This window comes from Nocardioides sp. YIM 152315 (genome assembly GCF_029210375.1).
Classification (GTDB): domain Bacteria; phylum Actinomycetota; class Actinomycetes; order Propionibacteriales; family Nocardioidaceae; genus Nocardioides.
On sequence record NZ_JARGER010000046.1, the window covers coordinates 1 to 20,629 of the forward strand.

17 protein-coding genes are annotated in these 20,629 nt (G+C 65.3%); 6 read left to right on the forward strand and 11 right to left on the reverse strand.

The genetic code is table 11. From position 1 onward, the window contains the following. Positions 1-867: 867 nt before the first annotated feature. The 6 genes from PZ894_RS22050 to PZ894_RS22075 form a co-directional block, all read right to left on the reverse strand. Positions 868-1,167: a hypothetical protein gene (locus PZ894_RS22050; protein ID WP_275748101.1), complete on the reverse strand. Its 300-nt coding sequence runs from the start codon at positions 1,165-1,167 to the stop codon at positions 868-870. A gap of 105 nt (positions 1,168-1,272) precedes the next feature. Next, positions 1,273-1,914, reverse strand: a complete 642-nt coding sequence (locus tag PZ894_RS22055; RefSeq protein WP_275748102.1) for a hypothetical protein — start codon at positions 1,912-1,914, stop codon at positions 1,273-1,275. Then, a complete protein-coding gene (locus tag PZ894_RS22060) occupies positions 1,914-4,961 on the reverse strand; it encodes a type I restriction endonuclease subunit R (RefSeq protein ID WP_275748103.1) in 3,048 nt (1,015 codons plus the stop codon). The genes PZ894_RS22055 and PZ894_RS22060 overlap by 1 nt, the downstream gene beginning before the upstream one ends. Then, on the reverse strand, positions 4,958-6,184 hold the full coding sequence (locus PZ894_RS22065) for a restriction endonuclease subunit S (RefSeq protein ID WP_275748104.1): 1,227 nt from the start codon (positions 6,182-6,184) through the stop codon (positions 4,958-4,960). The genes PZ894_RS22060 and PZ894_RS22065 overlap by 4 nt, the downstream gene beginning before the upstream one ends. Further along, positions 6,181-6,993, reverse strand: a complete 813-nt coding sequence (locus tag PZ894_RS22070) for a hypothetical protein (RefSeq protein WP_275748105.1) — start codon at positions 6,991-6,993, stop codon at positions 6,181-6,183. The genes PZ894_RS22065 and PZ894_RS22070 overlap by 4 nt, the downstream gene beginning before the upstream one ends. After that, positions 6,980-8,563, reverse strand: coding sequence for a type I restriction-modification system subunit M (locus PZ894_RS22075; protein WP_275748106.1), 1,584 nt, complete (start codon positions 8,561-8,563; stop codon positions 6,980-6,982). Before PZ894_RS22075 ends, PZ894_RS22070 begins: the two co-directional genes overlap by 14 nt. Before the next feature lie 79 nt (positions 8,564-8,642). Here PZ894_RS22075 and PZ894_RS22080 point away from each other — a divergent pair, with 79 nt between their 5' ends. Beyond that, a complete protein-coding gene (locus PZ894_RS22080) occupies positions 8,643-9,551 on the forward strand; it encodes a GIY-YIG nuclease family protein (protein WP_275748107.1) in 909 nt (302 codons plus the stop codon). A 10-nt stretch (positions 9,552-9,561) separates the two neighbouring features. Here the strand turns inward: PZ894_RS22080 and mobF are convergent, their stop codons facing one another. Then, positions 9,562-12,957 (reverse strand): MobF family relaxase, encoded by a 3,396-nt coding sequence (mobF, locus tag PZ894_RS22085; RefSeq protein ID WP_275748108.1) that lies wholly within the window; start codon positions 12,955-12,957, stop codon positions 9,562-9,564. A gap of 121 nt (positions 12,958-13,078) precedes the next feature. Here mobF and PZ894_RS22090 point away from each other — a divergent pair, with 121 nt between their 5' ends. The 5 genes from PZ894_RS22090 to PZ894_RS22110 all read left to right on the forward strand — a co-directional run bounded on the left by PZ894_RS22090 (position 13,079) and on the right by PZ894_RS22110 (position 17,854). Next, the gene (locus PZ894_RS22090) at positions 13,079-14,680 is read left to right on the forward strand and encodes a hypothetical protein (protein WP_275748110.1); all 1,602 of its coding nucleotides are present in this window, start codon (positions 13,079-13,081) and stop codon (positions 14,678-14,680) included. 7 nt (positions 14,681-14,687) lie between these two features. Then, positions 14,688-15,251, forward strand: a complete 564-nt coding sequence (locus PZ894_RS22095; protein WP_275748111.1) for a hypothetical protein — start codon at positions 14,688-14,690, stop codon at positions 15,249-15,251. Between the two features lie 154 nt (positions 15,252-15,405). Further along, complete coding sequence (locus PZ894_RS22100) at positions 15,406-16,011, forward strand: DUF488 domain-containing protein (RefSeq protein ID WP_275748112.1); 606 nt, start codon at positions 15,406-15,408, stop codon at positions 16,009-16,011. Further along, positions 16,008-16,445, forward strand: coding sequence for a DUF488 domain-containing protein (locus PZ894_RS22105; protein ID WP_275748113.1), 438 nt, complete (start codon positions 16,008-16,010; stop codon positions 16,443-16,445). Before PZ894_RS22100 ends, PZ894_RS22105 begins: the two co-directional genes overlap by 4 nt. Positions 16,446-16,606: 161 nt before the next feature. Then, positions 16,607-17,854 carry a DUF6880 family protein gene (locus PZ894_RS22110; protein ID WP_275748114.1) on the forward strand — a complete coding sequence of 416 codons (1,248 nt, stop codon included), beginning with the start codon at positions 16,607-16,609 and terminating at the stop codon, positions 17,852-17,854. A 212-nt stretch (positions 17,855-18,066) separates the two neighbouring features. Here the strand turns inward: PZ894_RS22110 and PZ894_RS22115 are convergent, their stop codons facing one another. The 4 genes from PZ894_RS22115 to PZ894_RS22130 all read right to left on the reverse strand — a co-directional run. Continuing rightward, positions 18,067-18,522 (reverse strand): HEPN domain-containing protein, encoded by a 456-nt coding sequence (locus tag PZ894_RS22115; protein WP_275748116.1) that lies wholly within the window; start codon positions 18,520-18,522, stop codon positions 18,067-18,069. Next, a complete protein-coding gene (locus PZ894_RS22120) occupies positions 18,522-19,115 on the reverse strand; it encodes a helix-turn-helix domain-containing protein (protein ID WP_275748118.1) in 594 nt (197 codons plus the stop codon). Before PZ894_RS22120 ends, PZ894_RS22115 begins: the two co-directional genes overlap by 1 nt. A 57-nt stretch (positions 19,116-19,172) precedes the next feature. Next, positions 19,173-19,385 (reverse strand): hypothetical protein, encoded by a 213-nt coding sequence (locus tag PZ894_RS22125; RefSeq protein WP_275748120.1) that lies wholly within the window; start codon positions 19,383-19,385, stop codon positions 19,173-19,175. A gap of 64 nt (positions 19,386-19,449) precedes the next feature. Next, positions 19,450-20,629, reverse strand: a 1,180-nt coding sequence (locus PZ894_RS22130; RefSeq protein ID WP_275748122.1) for a tyrosine-type recombinase/integrase, incomplete at its 5' end; no start/stop codon positions are given.

A 20,629-nucleotide genomic window follows, 5' to 3' on the forward strand; every position in this document is an offset into this window, starting at 1 on the left:
GTGAGACATCCGTCCACGATGTCGTGAGACACGTGTGACCGATGTCCTGAACCAGCACACTCGGGGCAAATGCAACCGGCCCTGACCAGCGTTTCCGCTGGTCAGGGCCGGTTTGTTTGGTAGCGGGGGCAGGATTTGAACCTGCGACCTCTGGGACGATCAGGTCCGATTTCCGCTACTTCGGAATGTCTTCGGTCAGCGCCGGTTGACTCGATCTACACGGAGATCGGCCTATTGCTGACGTCACCACTGTACCTGTTGGTTCCGGTCGCCTCGGCCTTCATCGCGCTCTTCGCGATGGGATTTCGATGGGCAGTCGCCGCCCGCCGGTCGAATGGCGAGACGCCGCCGGAAGAATTTTCAGCTGCGGTTGTCACCGGTTGTCTGCTGCTGTCTGTCATCGTCTTCCATTAGCTCGTGGTCGCCAACGGCGGCCAGGAATCGGCGGTTGACAGCGCCTCTGTGGAGGCGCACCTTCGATGCATGACCCTCTCGGGATGGCCGCAGCAACTCGGCTCGGTTCGCTGCGGTGCCGACGGGGCCCACGGTCCGGCGACTCGCCGGAACCGGGCGACGCGGTCCCGAGGACTCCTCGGCACCGGGAAGCGGGCCGACCGGGACGCACGCTGCGCGGTGGTGGTGACTCAACACCACCGCCGCCGTCGGCGCAGACCTCACGGTCCCGGACCGGGTCCGGGACCGCGCCGAGGTCCCTCGCGGCGCGCATCGGCTTTGTTGATTCAACGGAGCCGCACCGGGTGCGGAACCGTCACGACGCCCCAGCTCACACGGGCCCGGTGAGTCCCCGGCACCGCGCCGGACGCGGAGCCGTGGAGCCCGGTTGTACACCGGCTGCGCCACCGCAGATCAGGCCGGCTGTGGACCGGGTCCACAGCCGTGAAGCCGATCGATCAGAAGGTCCACGCTGACCGCGTCGACCGCGAACGCCGGTAGGCGTGCCAAGGCGCACTCGGCGCGCATGACCAGGCTCTGGGGTCCGACTCCGACGATCGGGTACGTCGCCGGGCCCGCATCCCCAGTGAGGACGTCAAGGTCGATGAGAATCCGCTCGTAGGCGGCCGAGCGGTCGACCGTCGTGGCGGCATCGGCGAGGGGCGCGAGGCACGACCGGGCCTCGGCCAGAACCGGGGCGTTGGCAAGAAGCACGTGACGACCCTGATCCAGGTGCTGGCGATGAGCCCCTCGTTGTCAGCGTTCTGTGGAGAGCACTGGTCTGCGGCTCCTCGCCAAGGCGATCTCGGCTCGGTCGGATCACTCGGGAAGTCGCGCGCCTGTGCTCACCGGCACCACGAGCGCGCGGAAGGTTCCGGCCAGGCTGGAGTCGACGCGCGAGTACCCGGTCCAGCGCAGTGTGTAGGCGTCTCGCAACCGGATCGGTTTCGGGCGCTGCGCTTGCGTTCCGCCCACCCGCCTCCAGTTCAGTTCGCCTCCGACCGTGCGCCCTTCATGCAGCCTGAAACCATCGGCGTTCGTCTCTCGGCCGTGGACGGCGGGGTTCCAGTACGTCGGCAGGTTAGTGATCATCACTGCGAACCCGTCCCAGCCCGGCGCGGCATCAACGAACTTCTCGACGCGCTCGACGTCCTTGAGGAAGTCGTAGCCACCGATGTCGTTCGCTCCCTGGTCCTTGAGCGCGAAGTGCTCTCCTGCCACGTCGCCCACCCATAGCCGCGTTTTGTACTTCAACTCGATCGCGGTGTGGGTTCCGTCCGGCCAGTCGAGCTGAACGTCGAGGTTCACGAGGGGACGAGGATGCGTCTCCAAGCGAACCTCGACCTCGTGGAGGGCGCCGATCTGCCAGGCGAACGCGAACTGGAAGTCGGCCTCGGAGTGAAACAACGGCCTCTTGGCGGCCAACGCCGCGAGGACGGAATGGATGTCCAGAGCGGCCATCAGATAAGTCCGACGTACCGCTCGAAGAACTCGACGAGCTTCCCCAGGACCCGCTGCTTCTTGGCTGCGTGGTTGTTGTCCTTCGAGAAGCGCGAGGCCGGCGGCAGGATCTTCGTGACCGCGGTGCCGGTCGTCGGCACTGCGCCGTCACGGAAGGCACTGGCGACGAAGGCGCGGGTCTCTTCTGGCTTGAGGGTCTCCTCAGCGATCAGTGCGTCCAACTCGGCGTCCCGGCGCTCACTGATGAACTTCCGCCAGTCGTCGCCGACGTCGTCGCTGACCGACTGCGAGTCGACGAACGCCACGATCAGGTCGCGCTTGTTGCGTAGCGTCGGGCTCGCGTCGACGGCGTCCAGGATCTCGGCCACGTCGTTCACATGCTCGGTACCGGCAGCCTTGGCCTCGCGCCATTTCATGACGAGCATGAGAATGTAGTCGATGTTGACTTCGACCTGCTTGACGAGCTCGATCTCGAAGACGACGTCGTCGAGGATCGACTCCTTCTCCTTCTTCTCGCTCTTGCGGTGCTTCTCCCACAGGGCGTTGTAGATGCTGGTGTAGTTCTGCAGGTCACGAGGCGAGAGGGCATCGTCTTCGGCGAACTCGTCGAAGGAGGTGAGGACGTTGCGCAGCTTGAGCATCTCGCCAAACAGCACCACGAAGCGCTTCTCGGCGGCCTCGCCGAACGGCTCCTCCCCCGGCGGCGTGGACTCCACGAGCTCGCCGACGGCCTTCTCGTACGCGCTGCGGTAGTCGGCGTAGGGCTTGAGCAGTACGACGCCGCGGGCTTCGCTGTTGCCGAAGAGAGCGAGCGCGTCGTCGACTGCCGACTCGAGGTTCCGGAAGCAGACGATGTTGCCGTAGGCCTTGACCGAGTTCAGGATCCGGTTCGTGCGGCTGAACGCCTGGATGAGCCCGTGCGACTTGAGGTTCTTGTCGACCCACAGCGTGTTGAGTGTGGTCGCGTCGAACCCGGTCAGGAACATGTTGACGACGAGGACGAGGTCGACGTCGCGGTCCTTGAGCCTGCGCGCGAGGTCCTTGTAGTAGTTCTCGAACTTCGCGGACGAGGTGTCGTATGACGTCCCGAAGGTCGCGTTGTAGTCGACGATCGCCTTCTCGAGGAAGTCACGTGACGAGCCGTCGAGCGCGTCGGTGTCGAAGCCCTCGTCGCCGAGGATGCCTCCCTCTTCGATCTCCTCGTTCGCGTTGTAGCTGAAGATCGTGGCGATCTTCAGTGGCTGGTACGCGGGATCCGTGGCCTGGCGTGCCGCCTGCTGCTTCTCGAACTCCAGGTAGTAGGCCTTGAGTGCCGGGATCGAGGCGGTGGCGAACATGGAGTTGAAGCCGCGGACCCGCTTGTCGCCGAGGTTGTAGCCCTGGCCGCGCATGGTCTTGGTGTCGAAGTGGTCGAGTACGTAGGTGACCACCTGGCGGATCCGCTGGGGCGCGAGCATCACCTCTTCGGTGTTGATCGCCTCGACGTCCTTGTCGCTGACGTGCTCGGCGACCTTGACCGTGTTCTGGTAGGACACGCGGAAGGGCAGCACGTTCCCGTCGTTGATGGCGTCGACGATCGTGTAGGTGTGCAGCCGGTCGCCGAAGACGGCCTCGGTGGTGTCGAGCTTTGCGCCGGTCGCGTTCTCGGGGAAGATCGGCGTCCCGGTGAAGCCGAATAGGTGGTAGCGCTTGAACGCTTTGCGGATCGCCGAGCCCATGCCGCCGAACTGGCTGCGGTGGCACTCGTCGAAGATCAGCACGACGTGTCCGCTGGTGATCTCGTGCCCTCGGTTCTGCTCGATGAACCGGGCGAGCTTCTGGATCGTGGTGACGATGATCCGAGAGTTCGGGTTCTGCAGCTGCCGCTTGAGCTCGGCGGTCGACCTGGAGCCGTTGACCGAGTCCTTCTCGAATCGGTTGTACTCCAGCATCGTCTGGTAGTCGAGGTCCTTGCGGTCGACGACGAAGAGGACCTTGTCGACCCCCTCCATCCGCGAGGCGAGCTGCGCGGTCTTAAACGACGTTAGCGTCTTGCCGGACCCGGTGGTGTGCCAGATGTAGCCGCCGGCCGCAGTCGTGCCGAGCTGCTTCATGTTGGTCGAGGTGACCACCCGCTGCAGGATTCGCTCGGCGGCGACGATCTGGTAGGGCCGCATGACCAGCAGGGTCCGGGACACGTCGAAGACGCAGTACTTCGTCAACACGTTGAGCAGCGTGTGCTTGGCGAAGAACGTCTTCGTGAACGCGGTCAGATCCCCGATGCGCTTGTTGCTGGCGTCGGTCCACCACGACGTGAACTCGAAGGTGTTCGACGTCTGCTTCCTACCGCGACGGCCCCCCTCGGACTCGGCGATCCGCCGGGCACGCGTGGTGTTGGCGTAGTACTTGGTGTGCGTGCCGTTGGAGATCACGAAGAGCTGGACGTACTCGAAGAGCCCGGCGTCGGACCAGAACGACTCCCGCTGGTAGCGGTTGATCTGGTTGAACGCTTCCTTCAGCGGTACCCCGCGGCGCTTCAACTCGACGTGCACCAGCGGCAGGCCGTTGACCAGGATCGTCACGTCATAGCGATGCTGCCGCTCGACACCGCCGCCCTCGCCCACCGACTCGTACTGGTTGATCACCTGGAGCCGGTTGTTGTGGATGTTCGACTTGTCGATCAGCTTGATGTTCTTGGACGTGCCGTCATCGCGGGGCAAGACCTGGATCGGGTCCTCCTGGATGCGCGCAGTCTTCTCGACGATGCCCTCGTTCTTCGACGCGACTCGATTGGCGAAGAACCATTTCCACTCGGCTTCGCTGAACGTGACATCGTTGAGGAGCTCGAGTTGCCGGCGGAGGTTGGCCTCAAGATCGACGGACGAAGTGATCGTGAGTCGCTCGTAGGCCTGGGCTTGCAACTGCGCGATGAACTCATCCTCCAGAGCTGCCTCCGACTGGTAACCCTGCGCGCTCGTCGGGTCGGGCACGTACGCGGCGACCACCGTCGACTCGTCGGAGACCGCGATCGGTTCGTAGCGCAGTGAGGAGTCGGGCGCCTGTGTCATGCCGCTTCCTCGAAGGTCAGCAACTTGTCGCGGTAGTGCTCGTACTGTTCGCGTCGAGCCGCGATCTCTGCCGGCAGGCCGACGGACAGGTCGTTCACGAGGGCATCGAACTTGTCCAGGATCCCCACGATCCGCTCCTGCTCAGCGCGCGAAGGCACCGGGATCGTCAGCTTGGCGAGACTTTCGCTGGAGATCCGCTTCACCTTGGCGCGAGCAACGTGCTTCGCCTTCTCTGCGTGGAACATCTGGGTCTGGAGGTAGTACGACACGTACTTCGGGTTCATCGTGTGGCGGTAGAGGAAGCAATCGTCATGGACAGCAACATCCTCGTCGCCCAGCCACGCCACCGCCTTGCAGATGTCTTCTACCGTTTCACTTACACCGGTCAGCACGACGTCGCCCTTGCCCGCGAAGCGCAGCGACGACGCCAAGTCGGACCTGACGTGCGAAAAGACCTCGTGCGCAAAGACCCCGTAGCGGGTGTAGATCTCGCCGAAGTTGATGCAGGGCACCCCATCCTCGACAATGTCCTTCTTCGTGAACCGGCGGCCACGAGTGAACTCGCCGACCTCCCCCATCGGAACCCACCGAACCTCCACCCCTTCGCGGCCGGCCAAAAGGTGGTCGCGATAAAACGCATACTGGAGGGAACGGTATTCAAGCTCGGCTTCAAGCTCGGCTTTGAGGCTCTCCATTCTATCGAGGATCGACGCGATCTCGCGCTGAAGCGCCAGTGGCGGCACGGGAATTTCGATGCGCCCGATGTCCGCGATCTTGATGTCTTTGACTTTGGTGCCGGTGACGAACTTCCGCTTCTGAAGCTCGAACTCCTCGGTCTGGAAGTAGTAGGCAACGTACATCGGGTCGAGTGTGTGTCGGTAGACGCATGAGTGACCGCCGATGGCGATCGGCTCGTCACCCAGCCAAGCCACGGCAGTGCACACGTCCACGATGTTCTCGCTCGTGGTCGTGATGACGAGGTCGCCTGGCTCCGCCTTCTTCAGGGTGGCGGCTAGGTCCGGGCTCACGAATGATTTCGTAGTCGTCGTCGACGTGCCATAGAAGGTGTAGATCTGACCGTAGTGGATGCAAGGGAAGCCCTGCTCGACGAAGTCCTTCTTCTGAAGGCCCCCTCCCCGCACGAACTCGCCGACCTCCGCGAGCGCCTTGCGCGGGATGCCCGCAGGGCAAAGCTCCGCGATGAGGTCGTCGACGCGGCTCATGACGCCCGCTCCCCGCCGTCTAGCAGATCCAGATTGTTGAGGTCCCATCCGAGTGCGTCTATTGCGGTCTTCATTTCAGTGTCTTCGACCACCTTGTTGATGACACCGATGACGAGACGGCGACAGTGCGGGTACTTGTCCAAGGCGACGTCTTCGCTCGAATCTCCGTGAACCACACCGCTGAGTTCGCTGAACAACTTGTATCCATCACGAGAGAATGCACTCGGGATGATGTTGTGCTTCTGATCTACTTCTTCAAGTAGGGGCCGGAACGGCTTCGAGCCCCCTCTTCGACCGGTCGTTTCGATACCCGCGACCTCCGCGACCTCGTAGGTCAGAGTCTCGAAGATCTTGCGGAGGTACACCATCGCGCCCGCACCAAGGCCCTGTTCGTAGGCGAGTTCTGCACGCTCGAGTAGGTCGTCGAAGCTGCCGGTGCCGATGCCCAGTCGGGTGGCCACGCCTCGCCGATTCTCGACGTAGCGCTCCAGCCTGACCACCGGCGCCTGGTCATACAAACTCTCCCGCGAGACCACCAGGAACCAGGCTTCGACGGCGGTGCCACACAGGGGGCACTTGAGGCAGGCATCAATACTCACCACTCGCTCGCCGACCACCAGGCACGAGAGCTTCTCGCCCGACATAAAGGTGCGTGCATCACCACAGGCCTTGCAGTTGAAGTTGAGAGCGACCTTGCCCACCTCGATCGACCGGTGCTGGCCCCATGGGATGCGGCGAGTTCCGAGAAATCCCTCCACTTGAACGTCTTCGGTGGCAGGCGCCTTGGACAAGACCTCAGAGAGCCGCATGCACACCGCTCTCCAACTCCGCGACGATGGCGTCGATCTCCCCGCGCAATGCAGCCTGTCGCTCGACAATCCGAGCGATCTCGGCGTTGAGCGACTTGATATCGGTCGCAACTCGGGTGTCCTGGGCTTCAACGTAGGAACTGACCGCGATGTTGTAGCCGTTCTCCGCGATGGCTTCGTGGTCGACCAAGGTCGCGAAGTGCGCGACGTCCTTCCGCGCCGTGAAGGCGTCGAGAATCTTCTTCTGGTGGTCTGCTGTGAGCTTGTTCTTGTTGCCCTGTCTGGTGAACTCGGCCGCGGCGTCGATGAACAGGACCTTGTTGTCGGTCTTCGACTTCTTGAGCACGATGATGCAGGTCGCGATCGTCGTACCGAAGAAGAGGTCGGGGGGAAGCTGGATGACGGTGTCGACGTAGTTGTTGTCGACCAGGTACTTGCGGATCTTGGCCTCGGCACCTCCGCGGTAGAGCACACCGGGGAACTCGACGATCGCCGCGGTCCCGTCGACAGCGAGCCAGTGCAGCATGTGCATGGTGAAGGCGAGGTCCGCCTTCGACTTCGGTGCAAGCACGCCGGCCGGGGCGTAGCGCTCGTCATTGATCAGCAGCGGATTCGCATCGCCCTCCCACCTGGTCGAGTAGGGCGGATTGGAGACGATCGCCTCGAACGGCTCGTCGTCCCAGTGCGCCGGATCGATCAGGGTGTCGCCGTGGGCGATGTCGAACTGCTCGTAGTTGATGTCGTGCAGGAACATGTTGATCCGGCACAGGTTGTAGGTGGTCAGGTTGATCTCCTGACCGAAGAAGCCCTTCCGGACGCCGCCGGGCAACACCTTGTTGAACTTCAGCAGCAGCGAGCCCGAGCCACAGGCCGGGTCGTAGACCTTGTTGACCTCGGTCTTGCCAACCACGGTGATCCGGGCGAGGAGCTCGGAAACCTCCTGGGGCGTGTAGTACTCGCCGCCGGACTTGCCGGCGTTGGCGGCGTACATGCCCATGAGGTACTCGTAGGCGTCGCCGAACGCGTCGATCGTGTTGTGCGTGAAGCCGCCGTTGCCGAAACTGAGCTCGCCGATGGCGTCGAGGAGCTTCACGAGCTTCTCATTGCGCTTCGCGACGGTCGGGCCCAGCTTGGCGCTGTTGACGTCGACGTCGACGAACAGCCCCTTGATGTCGCCTTCGGAGTCGGCGCCGACCGCGGAGGCCTCGATGTTGGTGAAGACCCTGGAGAGCGTCTCGTTGAGGTTCTCGTCGTTGCGAGCCCGCTCGCGAACGTTCGCGAACAGGTCTTGGGGCAGGATGAAGAACCCCTTTTCGTTCACCACCTCGGCCCGCGCTTGCTCGGCGTCGGCGTTGGACAGGTACCGGTAGTCGAAGTCCGCGTGGCCCGCCTTGTGCTCCGCCTCGTTGAGGTAGGCAGTCAGATTCTCGGAAATGAACCGGTAGAAGAGCATCCCGAGGACGTAGGCCTTAAAGTCCCAGCCGTCCACGCTGCCGCGCATGTCGTTGGCGATCCGCCAGATGGTCTTATGAAGCTCTGCCCGCTCGGCCTCTTTGCTCGCCACACTCACGCGGAGCAGTCTTCCATCCAGACCCGACGAATCCAGCAGAACTGCTGGAAGCGTCGGGACTGGCTGCGATCATCGCGGGGTGAGTGGCAAGCACATCGAACTCTTCCTCGTCGACGGCACCCCAGGCGGGCTGACGACGGCCGAGATCCTGAACTGGACGGGCCAGGTCATCAGCGCCCCGCGTTCGGAGATGAGTGCCCTCGTCAGGCGAGCGGAACTCGCCGGCACATGCGTGTATCTGCTTCTCGGACCGGACGAGCAGGGCGGCACACGCTGCTACATCGGCGAGACGGACGACTTCAAGGCACGCCTTCGCTACCACGACGCGAACAAGGAGTTCTGGCGCAAGGCAGTCGTCATCACCTCAAAGGACGCGAACCTGACGAAGGCACACGGGCGATACCTGGAGGCCCGGCTGATCTCGCTCGCGCTGCAGGCCGGGCGTGTTGTCCTCGATAACGGGACAACACCGCCTCCACAGGCACTGCCAGAGGCCCACGCGTCAGACATGGACTACTTCGTTGACCAGCTCCAGATCGTCCTGCCGGTCCTCGGCGTCGACGCGATCCGCGGCCGGGAGACGGTCGCCGTTCCGGCTTCGCGGCAGGAACAGTTGGTGTCCCCGAGCTTCCACCTGGCGAACCGCAAGCTCGGCGTGGCAGCCACTGCGCAGCAGATCGATGGAGAGTTCACAATGCTCGCCGGGTCCACCGTCGTCGCCGACTGGCACGGCATCGGGAAGGCCGACAGCACTATCAAGGCGTACGAGGCGTATCGGGCCCAGCACCTCAAGCTGATCGCCGACGGATCGATCGTCGTCGAGAACGGCGTCGGTCGGGTGGCGAAGGACATCGTGTTCGGCTCCCCGTCGACGGCGGGCGCAATCGCCCAAGGTCGATCGTGCAACGGCCGGATCTCGTGGATCGCCGACGACGGCACCACGTTCGGCGCATGGGAAAGCCGAGGCGTCGACGCGCAGGACGTCTGAGCCCCTGCCTTCAGAGCGTCAACGCGGCAGGATCGTGCCGCACCCCCACAGCCGCCAGGTCGACGCGGCGTACTGCGGCCAGCGCCCGAGCTTGGTCGATGCGCTGAGTGTCGCTAACGGCTCGGGCGCCCAAGGGCGAAGGGCCTTGGACACGGTACCGGTCACGGTAGGCGGCGACCGTGAGTACTGCTTGGTCCCAACGCTGCCGATCCTTCCGGTCGATGGGCGGATCAACGAGGCGTCGTACCCATGCCTCGTTCGCATTTATCGCCTCCCCAGCCAGGCTCCGCGCGCGCTGCTCGATGAGGTCCCGGCGCTCAACGAGAGCCCGGCGCATGTCGTCTGACATGGGGCCGAGCGCCTCGGGGATCAGGCCAGCGATCAGCCGCGGGCGCGGGGCTCGGCGGCTGGCAGGCGCGCGGGCCATCAGAGCGACGCGGTGGCGAAGCACCGATGCGATGTCGTCGGCGTCCTCGAGACCGTGCCGGGCCACCGCGACCGACAGCAGGGTCTCGACGGCGTGGCCGTTGGCCTCAGCACGACGTAGCTCTGCGGTGAGAGGGCCGAAACCGTCGGACCCGATCGTCTCCTCGGCCTGCTCCGTACTCAGTCCAGAGGTGCGGATGAGCTGAGCCCAACGATCGTGCTGCGCTGCCGCCGCGATCGTTTCGTACTCAGCGGCCAGCTGCGCGATCGAGCCCCACGCCTCGTGCTCGCTGACGACCGTCTGGTGCGCCGATGCCTCCGCTCCGACGTTCGCCAGTACCTTGAGCAAGACCTCGCGGGAGGTTGGCGCATCCAGGCCATGATCGTGACCCTCGTCGGCATGGTCGAGCTCGACGTACGCGATGTTCGACTCCCTCCCGCGCGTCATGCCGACGTAGAAGTTCTCTCGGGTGGCGGTGTCTCCGACCACCAGGTGAGCGGTGTCGACCGTCAGACCCTGCGCACGGTGAGCGGTGACGGCGTAACCGAGGTCGACATGCTCGGCGACGTACGAGGCGGGCAGCACGACCGCTCCGCCGAAGCGGCGATCAATGCGGCGAACGACGAGTGAACCGTCGGGACGTGCGTCCCTGACGATCCATCGGTCGCCGTTGCGGACCCAGCCGCTCCTCAAGGTGCGGAGGCGACGATCGTTCCGGCGGGTGATCACGATGTCGCCCATCGATACCCCGGCTCCGGAGACAAGCGACAGCTCACGGCCGGCATCCGTCTCGCCTCGGACCAGGCGGTCCGCGCGGGCACGGAGGTTGAGGTCCGTCACCGTCTCGGCGATGTCGGCTATGAGAACGCTCGATCGGCCGTCGGCAATGTCCGCTGCCCAGGCGTCGTACGCAGCCTCCTTGGCCTCGCCTCCGTGGCCTTCAACGACGCGGTCGTTCGCGACGTAGGCGTCGATGGCTTGTGGCCGTCCGTGGCGCAAGTCGATGGAAGCCCCCTTCTCCCACTCATGGAGGAAGCGGTGAACGTCGAGTAGCTGTGCTGTGTCGTCGCGCGCGGCGGCGAGCATGCCGAACGCGCCACCGGCTTCGACGGCGCTCAGCTGCGCCCAGTCGCCGACGAGCAGGACCTTCGCGCCCACATCTGCGGCATGCGCGGTGAGACGGTCCAGGGTCACTGTTCCCGCGAGCGAGGCCTCGTCGAGGATCACAAGCTGGTCCTTGGTGAAGGCCGTGTGGCCGCGGCCGTGGTCGAAGAGCCACTTGGCGGTGTTCTCGCACCGGATGCCGAGGTCGTCAGCGAGCACCTGTGCCGCGGCCGCGCTCGGGGCGAGTCCGACGACACTGCGGCGTCCGTGTTGCTGCGTCCAAGCCTCCCTGAGGGCGCGCATGGCGGTGGTCTTTCCGGCGCCGGCAGGTCCGATCAGGAGGTCGAGTTGGCGGGCACTCGTCGCGACGGTGGCGATGGCGTTCGCTTGGTCCGAGCTGAGCAACTGGCCTTTGACGGGGCGGGCTGCAATGCGGTCGACGCGTCCGACGTCCACGGTGGGAGCTGTCCTCGTGTCGGCCAAGGCGAGCAGGCGGTCCTCGGCTGCGAGCAGGTGCTCGGAGGAGAAGACCATGGAGTGCCTCGGTCGGAAGACGCTGGTCCCGTCGCGCCGGGTGAAGACCGGCGGGACGGTCGCGAGCTCGGGCGGCGTCAGACGCAGCGACCGTGCCTCTGCGGCGTCGACGATCATCCCGGTGACCGCCTCGCGGTCGGTCGTCGACGCGAAGCGCCACGACATGGTCTGCCGGGCGGCTTCGGCGTACAGGTTGGCGCGGCGCCACGTGGAGCGTTTCTCCTCGACCTGGGCGAGGACGGAGGAAGCGAGTGCGTCCACGAGATCGAGCGGTACGTCGTCCGCGCGCAGTGTGCGCGGTGCTGCGTCGCTCGCGAGGTCCCGCGTCCAGGCGGTGGCGTCCTCGCTCAAACCGGCCGACGCGGTGCGCCGCCACACATCGGTGAGCTCGGCCAGAGATCGTGACTGCTTCGGCGGGCGAGTCGCGAGGCTCGCCTGATTGCGGATTCTGTGCACGACGGCGCGGCTCGGTCGGTGGCCATGCTTGTCGACGTACTGCTGGATGAGGTCGTCGGCCGCGGCGTCGATCGCGGATGCTCTGCTTGAGAACAGCTTCGAGAGCGACTGTGGGACACCCGCGATGACCCACTCGCGGTTGCGGTCTCGGCCGCGGGATCGCGGCTCCCAGCCGACTCCGAGCGCGCGAGTGAGGTGGTCAGCGAAGACAGCCTGGTGCAGCTCGGACACGGCCACCGCCCAGGCGTACATCGCCCGGCTGTCGAGAGAACGCCACTTGCGGTCGAGCGCGGAGAGCGTCTTGTTGCTGACGATGACGTGGGTGTGCAGGTGGGGGTCGCCGGCGCGGGAGTCCCAGTGGTCGTAGGCGGTCGCGATGAACCCGGTGGTCTCAACCTGGGCGACGGCGCCATCGGGTGTCCCGACGCCCATGCGGGTGGCAGCGAGCTCGCGCTCCATGAAGTCGAAGACGTCCCGGATCGCGTCGTGGTGGGCGTTGGCGATGATCGCCTGCGTGCCGGCGTCGGCGACGCCCCACAGGACGCTGGCCGACTTCGGGATCGAGAACGAGAAGTCGAAGCCGGCCACGGCCTTCTGCTTCGTGGTTCCGTAGACCGGGTATGCCCGGCCGAGCTGCTCGCCGGTGACCGGGTGTCGACCGTGGCCGATCAGCAGCTCCAGCTGCGCCTGGGTGACCTCGGTGCCTTCCTTGAGTCCGAGGTCGGCGACTCCGGAGCCCATCCACCTTCCCGGCGGTGTGCCGGTCTCCGCGTAGTAGCGCGTGAGCGGGGTCGAGAGATCGCGCTCCCCGTCGCCGACGACGACCGTCTTGAGCAGGTACTTGTAGCCGTGGCCGGCGGACATCTTGCGCAGCGACACCACCATCGTGCACACCTCCTTGCAGGAGGTAGGTGCTCGGGCACTCCCATCTATTGGCGGCCTGCAGCGAACCGCCCACATCCGTCGGGGGTCAGCACTAGATTCCGGAAGGGAAGGAGGGCCTGCCATGCAATTCGTCTACGCCGCCCACGTCCCAGTGGCACCGCGACCGGGATCGGACATGACCCCTGACGAAGGGTTCCGGTCTGTCGTTGCCGGATGGGCCAAGGGGCGATTGGGCATCCAGATCGACGACTGGCGTGCTGGGCAGGCCGAGGGAAGGAATGCGCAGGCCCAGTGGGTCACGCTTGACGGTGACGCAGGACGGCTACGTCGACTCGAGGTCTCCCACACAGACCCAGCCGGACCCTGGAGCTGGCGAATCGTGACCTGGCTAGGCGAGGCATCCGGGTCATCCTGGCTGCGCATCAGGATCGGCCTTGATCCCAAGGTCGACGGCATCGTCATGGACCCCAACATCAGCGTCGGTGCTCCCCGCTTCATCCAGGCGCTTGGCGAGCAGTTCACGCTCACAATCGACGGGCGCGAACTTGGTTCCTGGTGGCAAGTGTCGGAATCAGGGGTCCGGTCGTATGTCCAGTTTCTCGAATCACCAGAGCGCCGGCTACCGGTCGTCGCCATCACGCGCCAGCCGAGCACACCCGCGCCGGTGGCACCCGAGCAACTGGCTCGTCGCCTCGCTGGTATCGCGCATGTCGCGGCAGTTGAGCCCGCTGCCACGTACGGCGTTTCTGATGCGATCACGCCCACCCGGAGCGTCTTTGGCGGGGCCGTCCGCCTGTACTGGCCCGGGTTCCGCCGAGACTCCAGGCCGTACTCTCATCCACTCTTCATGCCGAGTGGTCGGTACTTGCACTCCGATTCCTTCGTCGACGATCTGGCCGCACGTCTAGGTCGCTCGGCGGGCCTCTTCCTCGGACCTCCTCAACTCGAGGGCGAATTGCGTCGCGAAGAGGTCCTGCGCGGCGCCGAGGAAGCTCGGAGGAAGCAGGAGGAGCGGCAGCAGCGCCAGCAGGAAGCCAAGGAGAAGGCTGCAGGCGGACTCTCCGCCGAAGAGTTCGAGATCTTCAGTAGGGACTTCGAAGCCGAGGCTGCGCGGCGAGCCGAACTTGAGGAGCGCGTCGCCGAACTCGAACTCAGCCTCGAGGAAGAGCGGGAACTCCGCATTCGCCAGGAGAGCGCTCATCGGGAGGCGTGGCAGTCGCTCGCGGGCGGAGCTAGCGACTCCACCGTGAGCATCGCCGCTGTCGAACCTCCGCATGAGCGCGAGCCCGAGACCGTTCGTGAGGCAGTGGAGATCGCAGCATCGCGATGTCCCGACCTTGTATTCACCCAGTCGGCCTATGAGAGCGCAGACGAGAGCCAGTTCGGGTCACCAAAGGATGTGCTTCGGGATCTCCTCCTGCTGCAGGACGTGGCGCAGCAATGGGCCTCTGGAACGATGGGTGGAGACTTCCGGACCGCGTTCGATGGCCGCCACTCGAACTTCCGGTCAGGCATTTCCCAAACTGCCGCCACGCAGTACGGGAATGACTACACCGTGAGCTACAACGGGACCACGGTGCAGATGGGACCTCACCTATGCCGCGGGGGCGTTGGTGCCCCACCGACGATCCTTCGGATCTATTGGTACAAGGACGACGCAACCAAGAAGCTCGTCGTCGGGCACGTCGGGCGCAAGCTTCGCGACGAAAGCAACCCGAACTGAGGGCCACATGCCGGAGGTGAAGAAGATCGTTTGCCTCGCGAACTCGCGCAAGCACTCACAGAAGAGCAACGGTCGGTGCATCGCAGGCATCGAGATAGTTGGGGGAAGACCAGCCGGCTGGGTGCGCCCCGTCAGCTCGCGCCCAGGTGCCGAGGTGTCCGAATACGAGCGGCAGTACGAGGACGGTTCGGACCCCCAGGTGCTCGACCTCATCAACGTCCCGCTGCTTGAGCCTGTCCCGGTTGGCTACCAGGTTGAGAACTGGAGGTTGGATCCGGATCTGTACTGGGCTCGAACGCGAAGGGTCACGTGGGCGCATCTTCCTCAGCTCGAGGACACCGCTGACGATCTCTGGCCGAGCACCGACCCATCCACCCGCTTCGGGATGCGCGACCGGGTCCTGGCAAGCACGGCGGATAGCTTCGACTATTCATTACGTCTGATCAGGGTCGACGAGCTGAAGATCCGCGTGTTCGCCCCCGGCGCCGATTTCGGGAATCCCAAGCGGCGCGTGCAGGCGGGTTCGAGCATGCGGGCTCCGAGTACCGGGTGTGGGTCACCGACCCGCTAGTCGAACGCGAGTTCCTCGCGAAGGCCGATGGCGAGCATGCGCTTGGCGAGTGTTACCTCACCATGAGCCTCGGTGAGCGTGCCGACGACGGCTACTGTTACAAACTGATCGCGGCAGTCATCACGCGCGAGCGAGCGGAGGGAGGCAGCTTGACGTGAACCCGATCCTCACGGTCGGACACTCGACTCACGAACTCGAGCACTTTCTGGCGTTGCTGACTGCGCACGACGTCACCGCCGTCGCCGACGTACGGTCCGTACCGGCCAGCCGATTTACTCCCCAGTTCAATCGAGATCCCCTCAAGCGAGCCCTGCGGACCGCCGGGATTCGGTACGTCTTCCTGGGCCGTGAACTGGGTGCCCGATCGGACGATCCAAGTTGCTACGTCGACGGTCAGGTCCGGTATGGGCGTCTCGCCAAGACATCATCGTTTCGCGACGGAATCGCGCGGCTGCTCACTGGCCGCGAGAGCCAGCGCATTGCCGTCATGTGCGCTGAACAGGATCCGCTGGACTGCCACCGCACCGTCCTCGTTGCACGCGTGCTGGCTGATCACCAAGCACCCGTCCAGCACATTCACGGTGACGGCCACCTCGAGTCACACGACGACGCCATGATGCGGCTGATGGCGGCGTTCAATCTCGACGAACCCGACCTGTTCCACACAACCGCCGAGCGCCTTGCGGAGGCACTGAGCCGCCAGGAGCAGAGGATTGCCTACGTGACTCCGCACGACGAGCCCACTCAGGCGCAGGCATGACGAAGCTCTACACCATCGGATTCACCAAGAAGTCCGCTAGTACCTTCTTCGGACTCTTGCAGAAGTCCGGCGCTGGCCAGCTTGTCGACGTTCGGCTGAACAACGTTTCGCAGCTCGCTGGCTTCGCCAAGCGCGATGATCTGGCCTTCTTCGTCAAGGAACTGTGCGGTATGGACTATCGCCACGAGCTCAGACTCGCACCTACCCAGACCATGCTCGACTCCTACAAGAAGCACGGAGCAAGCTGGGCTGACTACGAACGGCTCTTCGTCGACCTGATCACCGAGCGGAGAGTCGAGGACGTCATCCCGCCCGAAACTCTCGACAATGCTGTGTTGCTCTGCAGCGAGGCGACACCGCACCAATGCCACCGTCGTCTTGTTGCCGAATACCTCGCCGAGCGGTGGGACGGCGTGACGATCGAGCACCTCTGACCCCGATCTGCCAGAGGCGTAACAGCGAAGAAGCGGTTGAAGATCTGGCCGGTAGGGATGGCGGGAAGGCGGAATCGAGATGGCGGAGGACGAGGCAGGGGTGATGAGTGCGTAGGTGAAGGCGGGCGTGACGAACGAGCACAGAGATGCAAGCTCGAAGCGTGAAGAATGAGCGGGTGACCTCGCTGGCCGACGCCCTACTCCCCCTCATCCGCACTCGCTCGGACCTCTACCGCTACAGCGCGGCCAACGCGCACGGGCGGGACATGCACGAGGCGATCGACATCCTCGAAGCGGCGATCCCGACGACAGACCCCGCCGAGATCTACACGGTCACGCACAAGGCGCTCGCCTCTTCGCTGAAGGTGATCGCGCGTGCGGACGACTCCGCCGGGATCATCGGTGACGCCTGCCGCAGGCTGCTCGATCTCCACCCGCGCGCAGCGGCTTCAGCCAGGACGCCGGTCGGCAAGCTGATCGACTGGATGATGAAGTTCCAGTTCGACGACGACGAGGTCGACTACTTCGAGCTCGACCCGGTGGCCTATGCGCCGGCGCTCGGCGACGTCGGCATGGCCGCCTACAGGAAGCGCCTGGCGGAGGTCGAGGCGAAGCTCGGGCCGCGCCCATCGGAGGACGAGCGATGGTCGTCAGGTCACTCGCACGCGTGGTTCACACTCGACTGGAACGCGCAGCGGCTCGCTGTCCTCCATCACGACATCGACGCGATCATCCGCACCCATGCGAAGGACCGCACGGTCGCGGCGTGGCTGCAGGACACGGCGGAGGCGTTCGAGGAGATCGGCGAGATCGATCTGGCCATCGACTGGGCGAAGCAAGCCACGGACTTCGACCGCGGGCACCAGTCGCGCAAGGCCGCGGACTACTGGTGCGGCCTACTGGAGGCCAACCGGCCGGACGAAGCTCTGGAGGCCCGGCTCTCGGTGTTCCGCAAGTGGCCGTCTTCGACATCGGCGGCACGGCTGCACAAGGCCGCCGGCAAGGCGTGGTCCGAGTATCGCGACGAGGTGGTGTCCACGCTCGCGGCGAGCCCGAGCGACGCAGTGCTCTTCGCGCTCCTGACGCTGAAGGAGCCCGAGTTTGCCTGGAGCCTCGCGCACTCGCTTGCGCTCGACAGCGACCACACGTGGAGCGAGCTCGTAAAGGCCTACGAGAAGGTCGACCCGCTCGCTGTGCTGCCGATCCACCAGCGCCTGGTCGAGAACGAACTGGCGGAGGCAGGGGCGCAGCATTACCGGCTGGCCGCTCGGCGGCTCGCGAAGATGCGGAAGCTCGCTGCGGGATCCGAGCGCGCCGAGGGGGTCGATGACTTGGTCGCCGAACTTCGAGAGACCCACCGACGGCGTCCGCGACTCCAGCAGGAGTTCGATCGAGCTGGGCTCCCGTGAGCCAAAGCAGCGGGGAGGCGGAGTCGTGGCCGGACAGGACGCGGTCGATGTCGAGCGGCGCAGGCGGACCGTCGAGGATGCTCGGCGGTCATCCGAGTTGGAGGGCTCCCGCAGCAGCGACGCCACCCGCGCGACCAGGACGCATTCGTGCGCGGCGAGATCGACGCAGGCAACTGGGGGAGCGGGTGCGGGCTCGCTATCGCCTGGTCTGATCAGAACAAGCCGAGCTGATCGAGGAGGCCTTGGGACGCGGCAATGATCGCCTGCGCGTTGTCCACCGCTTGGGCAGCCTCGTCGCGCGTGGCGTCGTCGCCGGGGCGCTCTGGATACTCGAGCTCGTTGCGACGTCGGCGTAGGGCGCCGAACTGCCGGAAGCCTGGACCGAACTGCGCACGGACGGCGCGCTCGACGGCGTAGTGCCCACCCTTCGTCGTCGGCCGCAGCCCTTGATGAGCGAGCAGGGCGGTCAGCGCCTGACGTGCGGCATCGTAGGCCAGGACGAACGCGGAGTCGGGGTCGGTGGCGACGGCTGACCGCGCGGTCGACAACGTGACGGTCGCCTTCTCAAGGAGCCGCTCACCGTTGGCAGCGGCACCGGTCAGCTTCTGCAGCTCCCCCGCCGCGAGCAGCGCTTCGACGTCGGACTCGCCGCGCATCCAGCGGGCCATCAGGAGCTCACCTGCTCCCGCGAGTCAAGGACGGTGACGTGCGCAGACTCCTTGATCTGGGCGACGAGCGCGTCCTCCGGATCAGCCCACTGCTGCGCCGTGCGCACGACCGGGTTGACCTCGATCCCCAGCCGGGCGTTCGCTCGGTCGGCCGCGTCGTAGAGGTCGGCACGGTCGACCTTTCCCACCACGAGTACGTCGATGTCGTGCGGTGGCGGACCTGCCTGACCGTCGTACCGGGCAGCCCAGGAACCGAAGATCACGACCTGCTCGGCTCCCTCGATCGCGAACTCCTCGGCAATCACGGCCCGAGGACCGAAGGTGATCTCCAGGAGTTGGGCCAGTGCCTTCGCCGCCGGGTGGTCGACGTTAGCGCAGATCAGCCGATTCCGCCCCTGGGTACGGCTCCTGAGGAGGCCCGCCTCATCGAGGCGGATCACCTCGCGGTGCAGCGTGGAAAGCGGCACACCGAGGCGCGCGGCCATCTCTGTCACGCCGTACTCCTGCTCAGGATGCAGCAGCAGCCACATCAACAGCTCAGCCTGATGCTGCGAACGGAACACAGGCATCAAGGCCGGCCCATCGCTACGCATAACTGGAATATATCTCCCGGTTATTGGTAGCGTCAAGGCGCCTTTCTTCACCACGACTCACTCTTCGGACCCGACGAACTCGAAGTTCATCTTCACGGAACAGGCTGGACAGAGCGTCTTGTACCAGCCGCGCCCGCCTCGCCGCGCGAGCCGGCCTGGCTGCCCACAGCACTCGCAGGTCTCGTAGGACTTGGCCTCGGCCTCGCGGATCAGATCGTAGAACCGCTCTGAGGTCTCCTGGCTCTCCTTATTCCGGTCGTCCATCGTCATCCCTTCCCAAGCAGGTCGACCCGGTCCTGACCGTACGGACGGGGTCCGACATCGACGAACCGATTTAGTCGTCCTTGTGGGCGAACGCCTGGTCGAGGAGCTCGGCGGTCAGCGGGTTCACCTGCTCGTTGCGGCGGATGTAGTGCTCGACAGTCACCTTCGGGTCGGTGTGACCGAGCAGCTCGGAGGCAAGGTTGAGACTTGCCTGCTCGTTCACCACGGTGGCGACGGTCCGTCGGAACATGTGCGGCGTGACGCCCTCGATGCCAGCCTCGCCGAGGACCTTGCGGAGCTGCCGGCGCACGTTCGCGGTCGTCAGCGGCGTGCCCTCACGGCTACAGAACACCAAGGCATCGAGCGAGTGGTCCCGCATGATGGCCATCCGCCGACGCAAGGCCTCGGCGGTGAAGCTCGGCAGCGCGATGACCCGGTTCGCCCGGTCGGTCTTGGGATGCTCCTGGCGATAGGTCCCCTTGCCACGCTCGGAGATCACCGTGCCGCAGATCCTCAGCGTCGCCGGAGTCGTCGTCAGGTCCAAGTCGCGACGGCGGATGGCCAACACCTCGCCGATCCGGGCGGAGGTGCCAAGCATGACCTCGACGACCTGGCCGAGCTGTTCGTCGGGATGCGGGCCGGAGGTGCCCGTTGTGGACTCCCATGCCTTGATCACCGCGCGGATGGCGTTGACCTCCGCCGCGGTCAGCGCGGTGGGTGTGCGCTTCGGCTTGTGGAGGCGGGAGACGTTGTCGATCGGGTTGCGCGGGAGCACCTCGTGCCTGACCGCGAGCGCGAACGACTGACGCAGCACGGTCCGAGCGCGCTTGGCCGACGAGTACGACCTGTTGCCGAGCTGCTTGAGCAAGGCATCGCAGCGGGCGACCCCGATCTCGCGCAGGGTGAAGCCCTGGAACGCCGGCAGGACCAGCCTGCGCATGTCGCGCTCGTAGTTGAACCGGGTCGCCGGCGCGATCCGGCCTTCGAGGTCGAGGTCGGCCAGCCAGTAGTCGACGAGCGCCGGGAACGGGCTGTCCGGCGTCAGCGTCGTGTCGACGGGCTGGAAGGCGTTGCGCTGCGTGAGCTTCTTCTTCAGCGCCACCTCTGCCGCCGGCCGTGACGACGCGGTCGCCTGGACGAGACGCGTCCGGCCGTCCCAGTCCCGGAAACGCGTGCGCGCCTCGACCTTGGCCCTGCCGCGGGCGATGAACGCGATCTCGCCGTACCCGCCGATCGGGATCCGCGGCCTA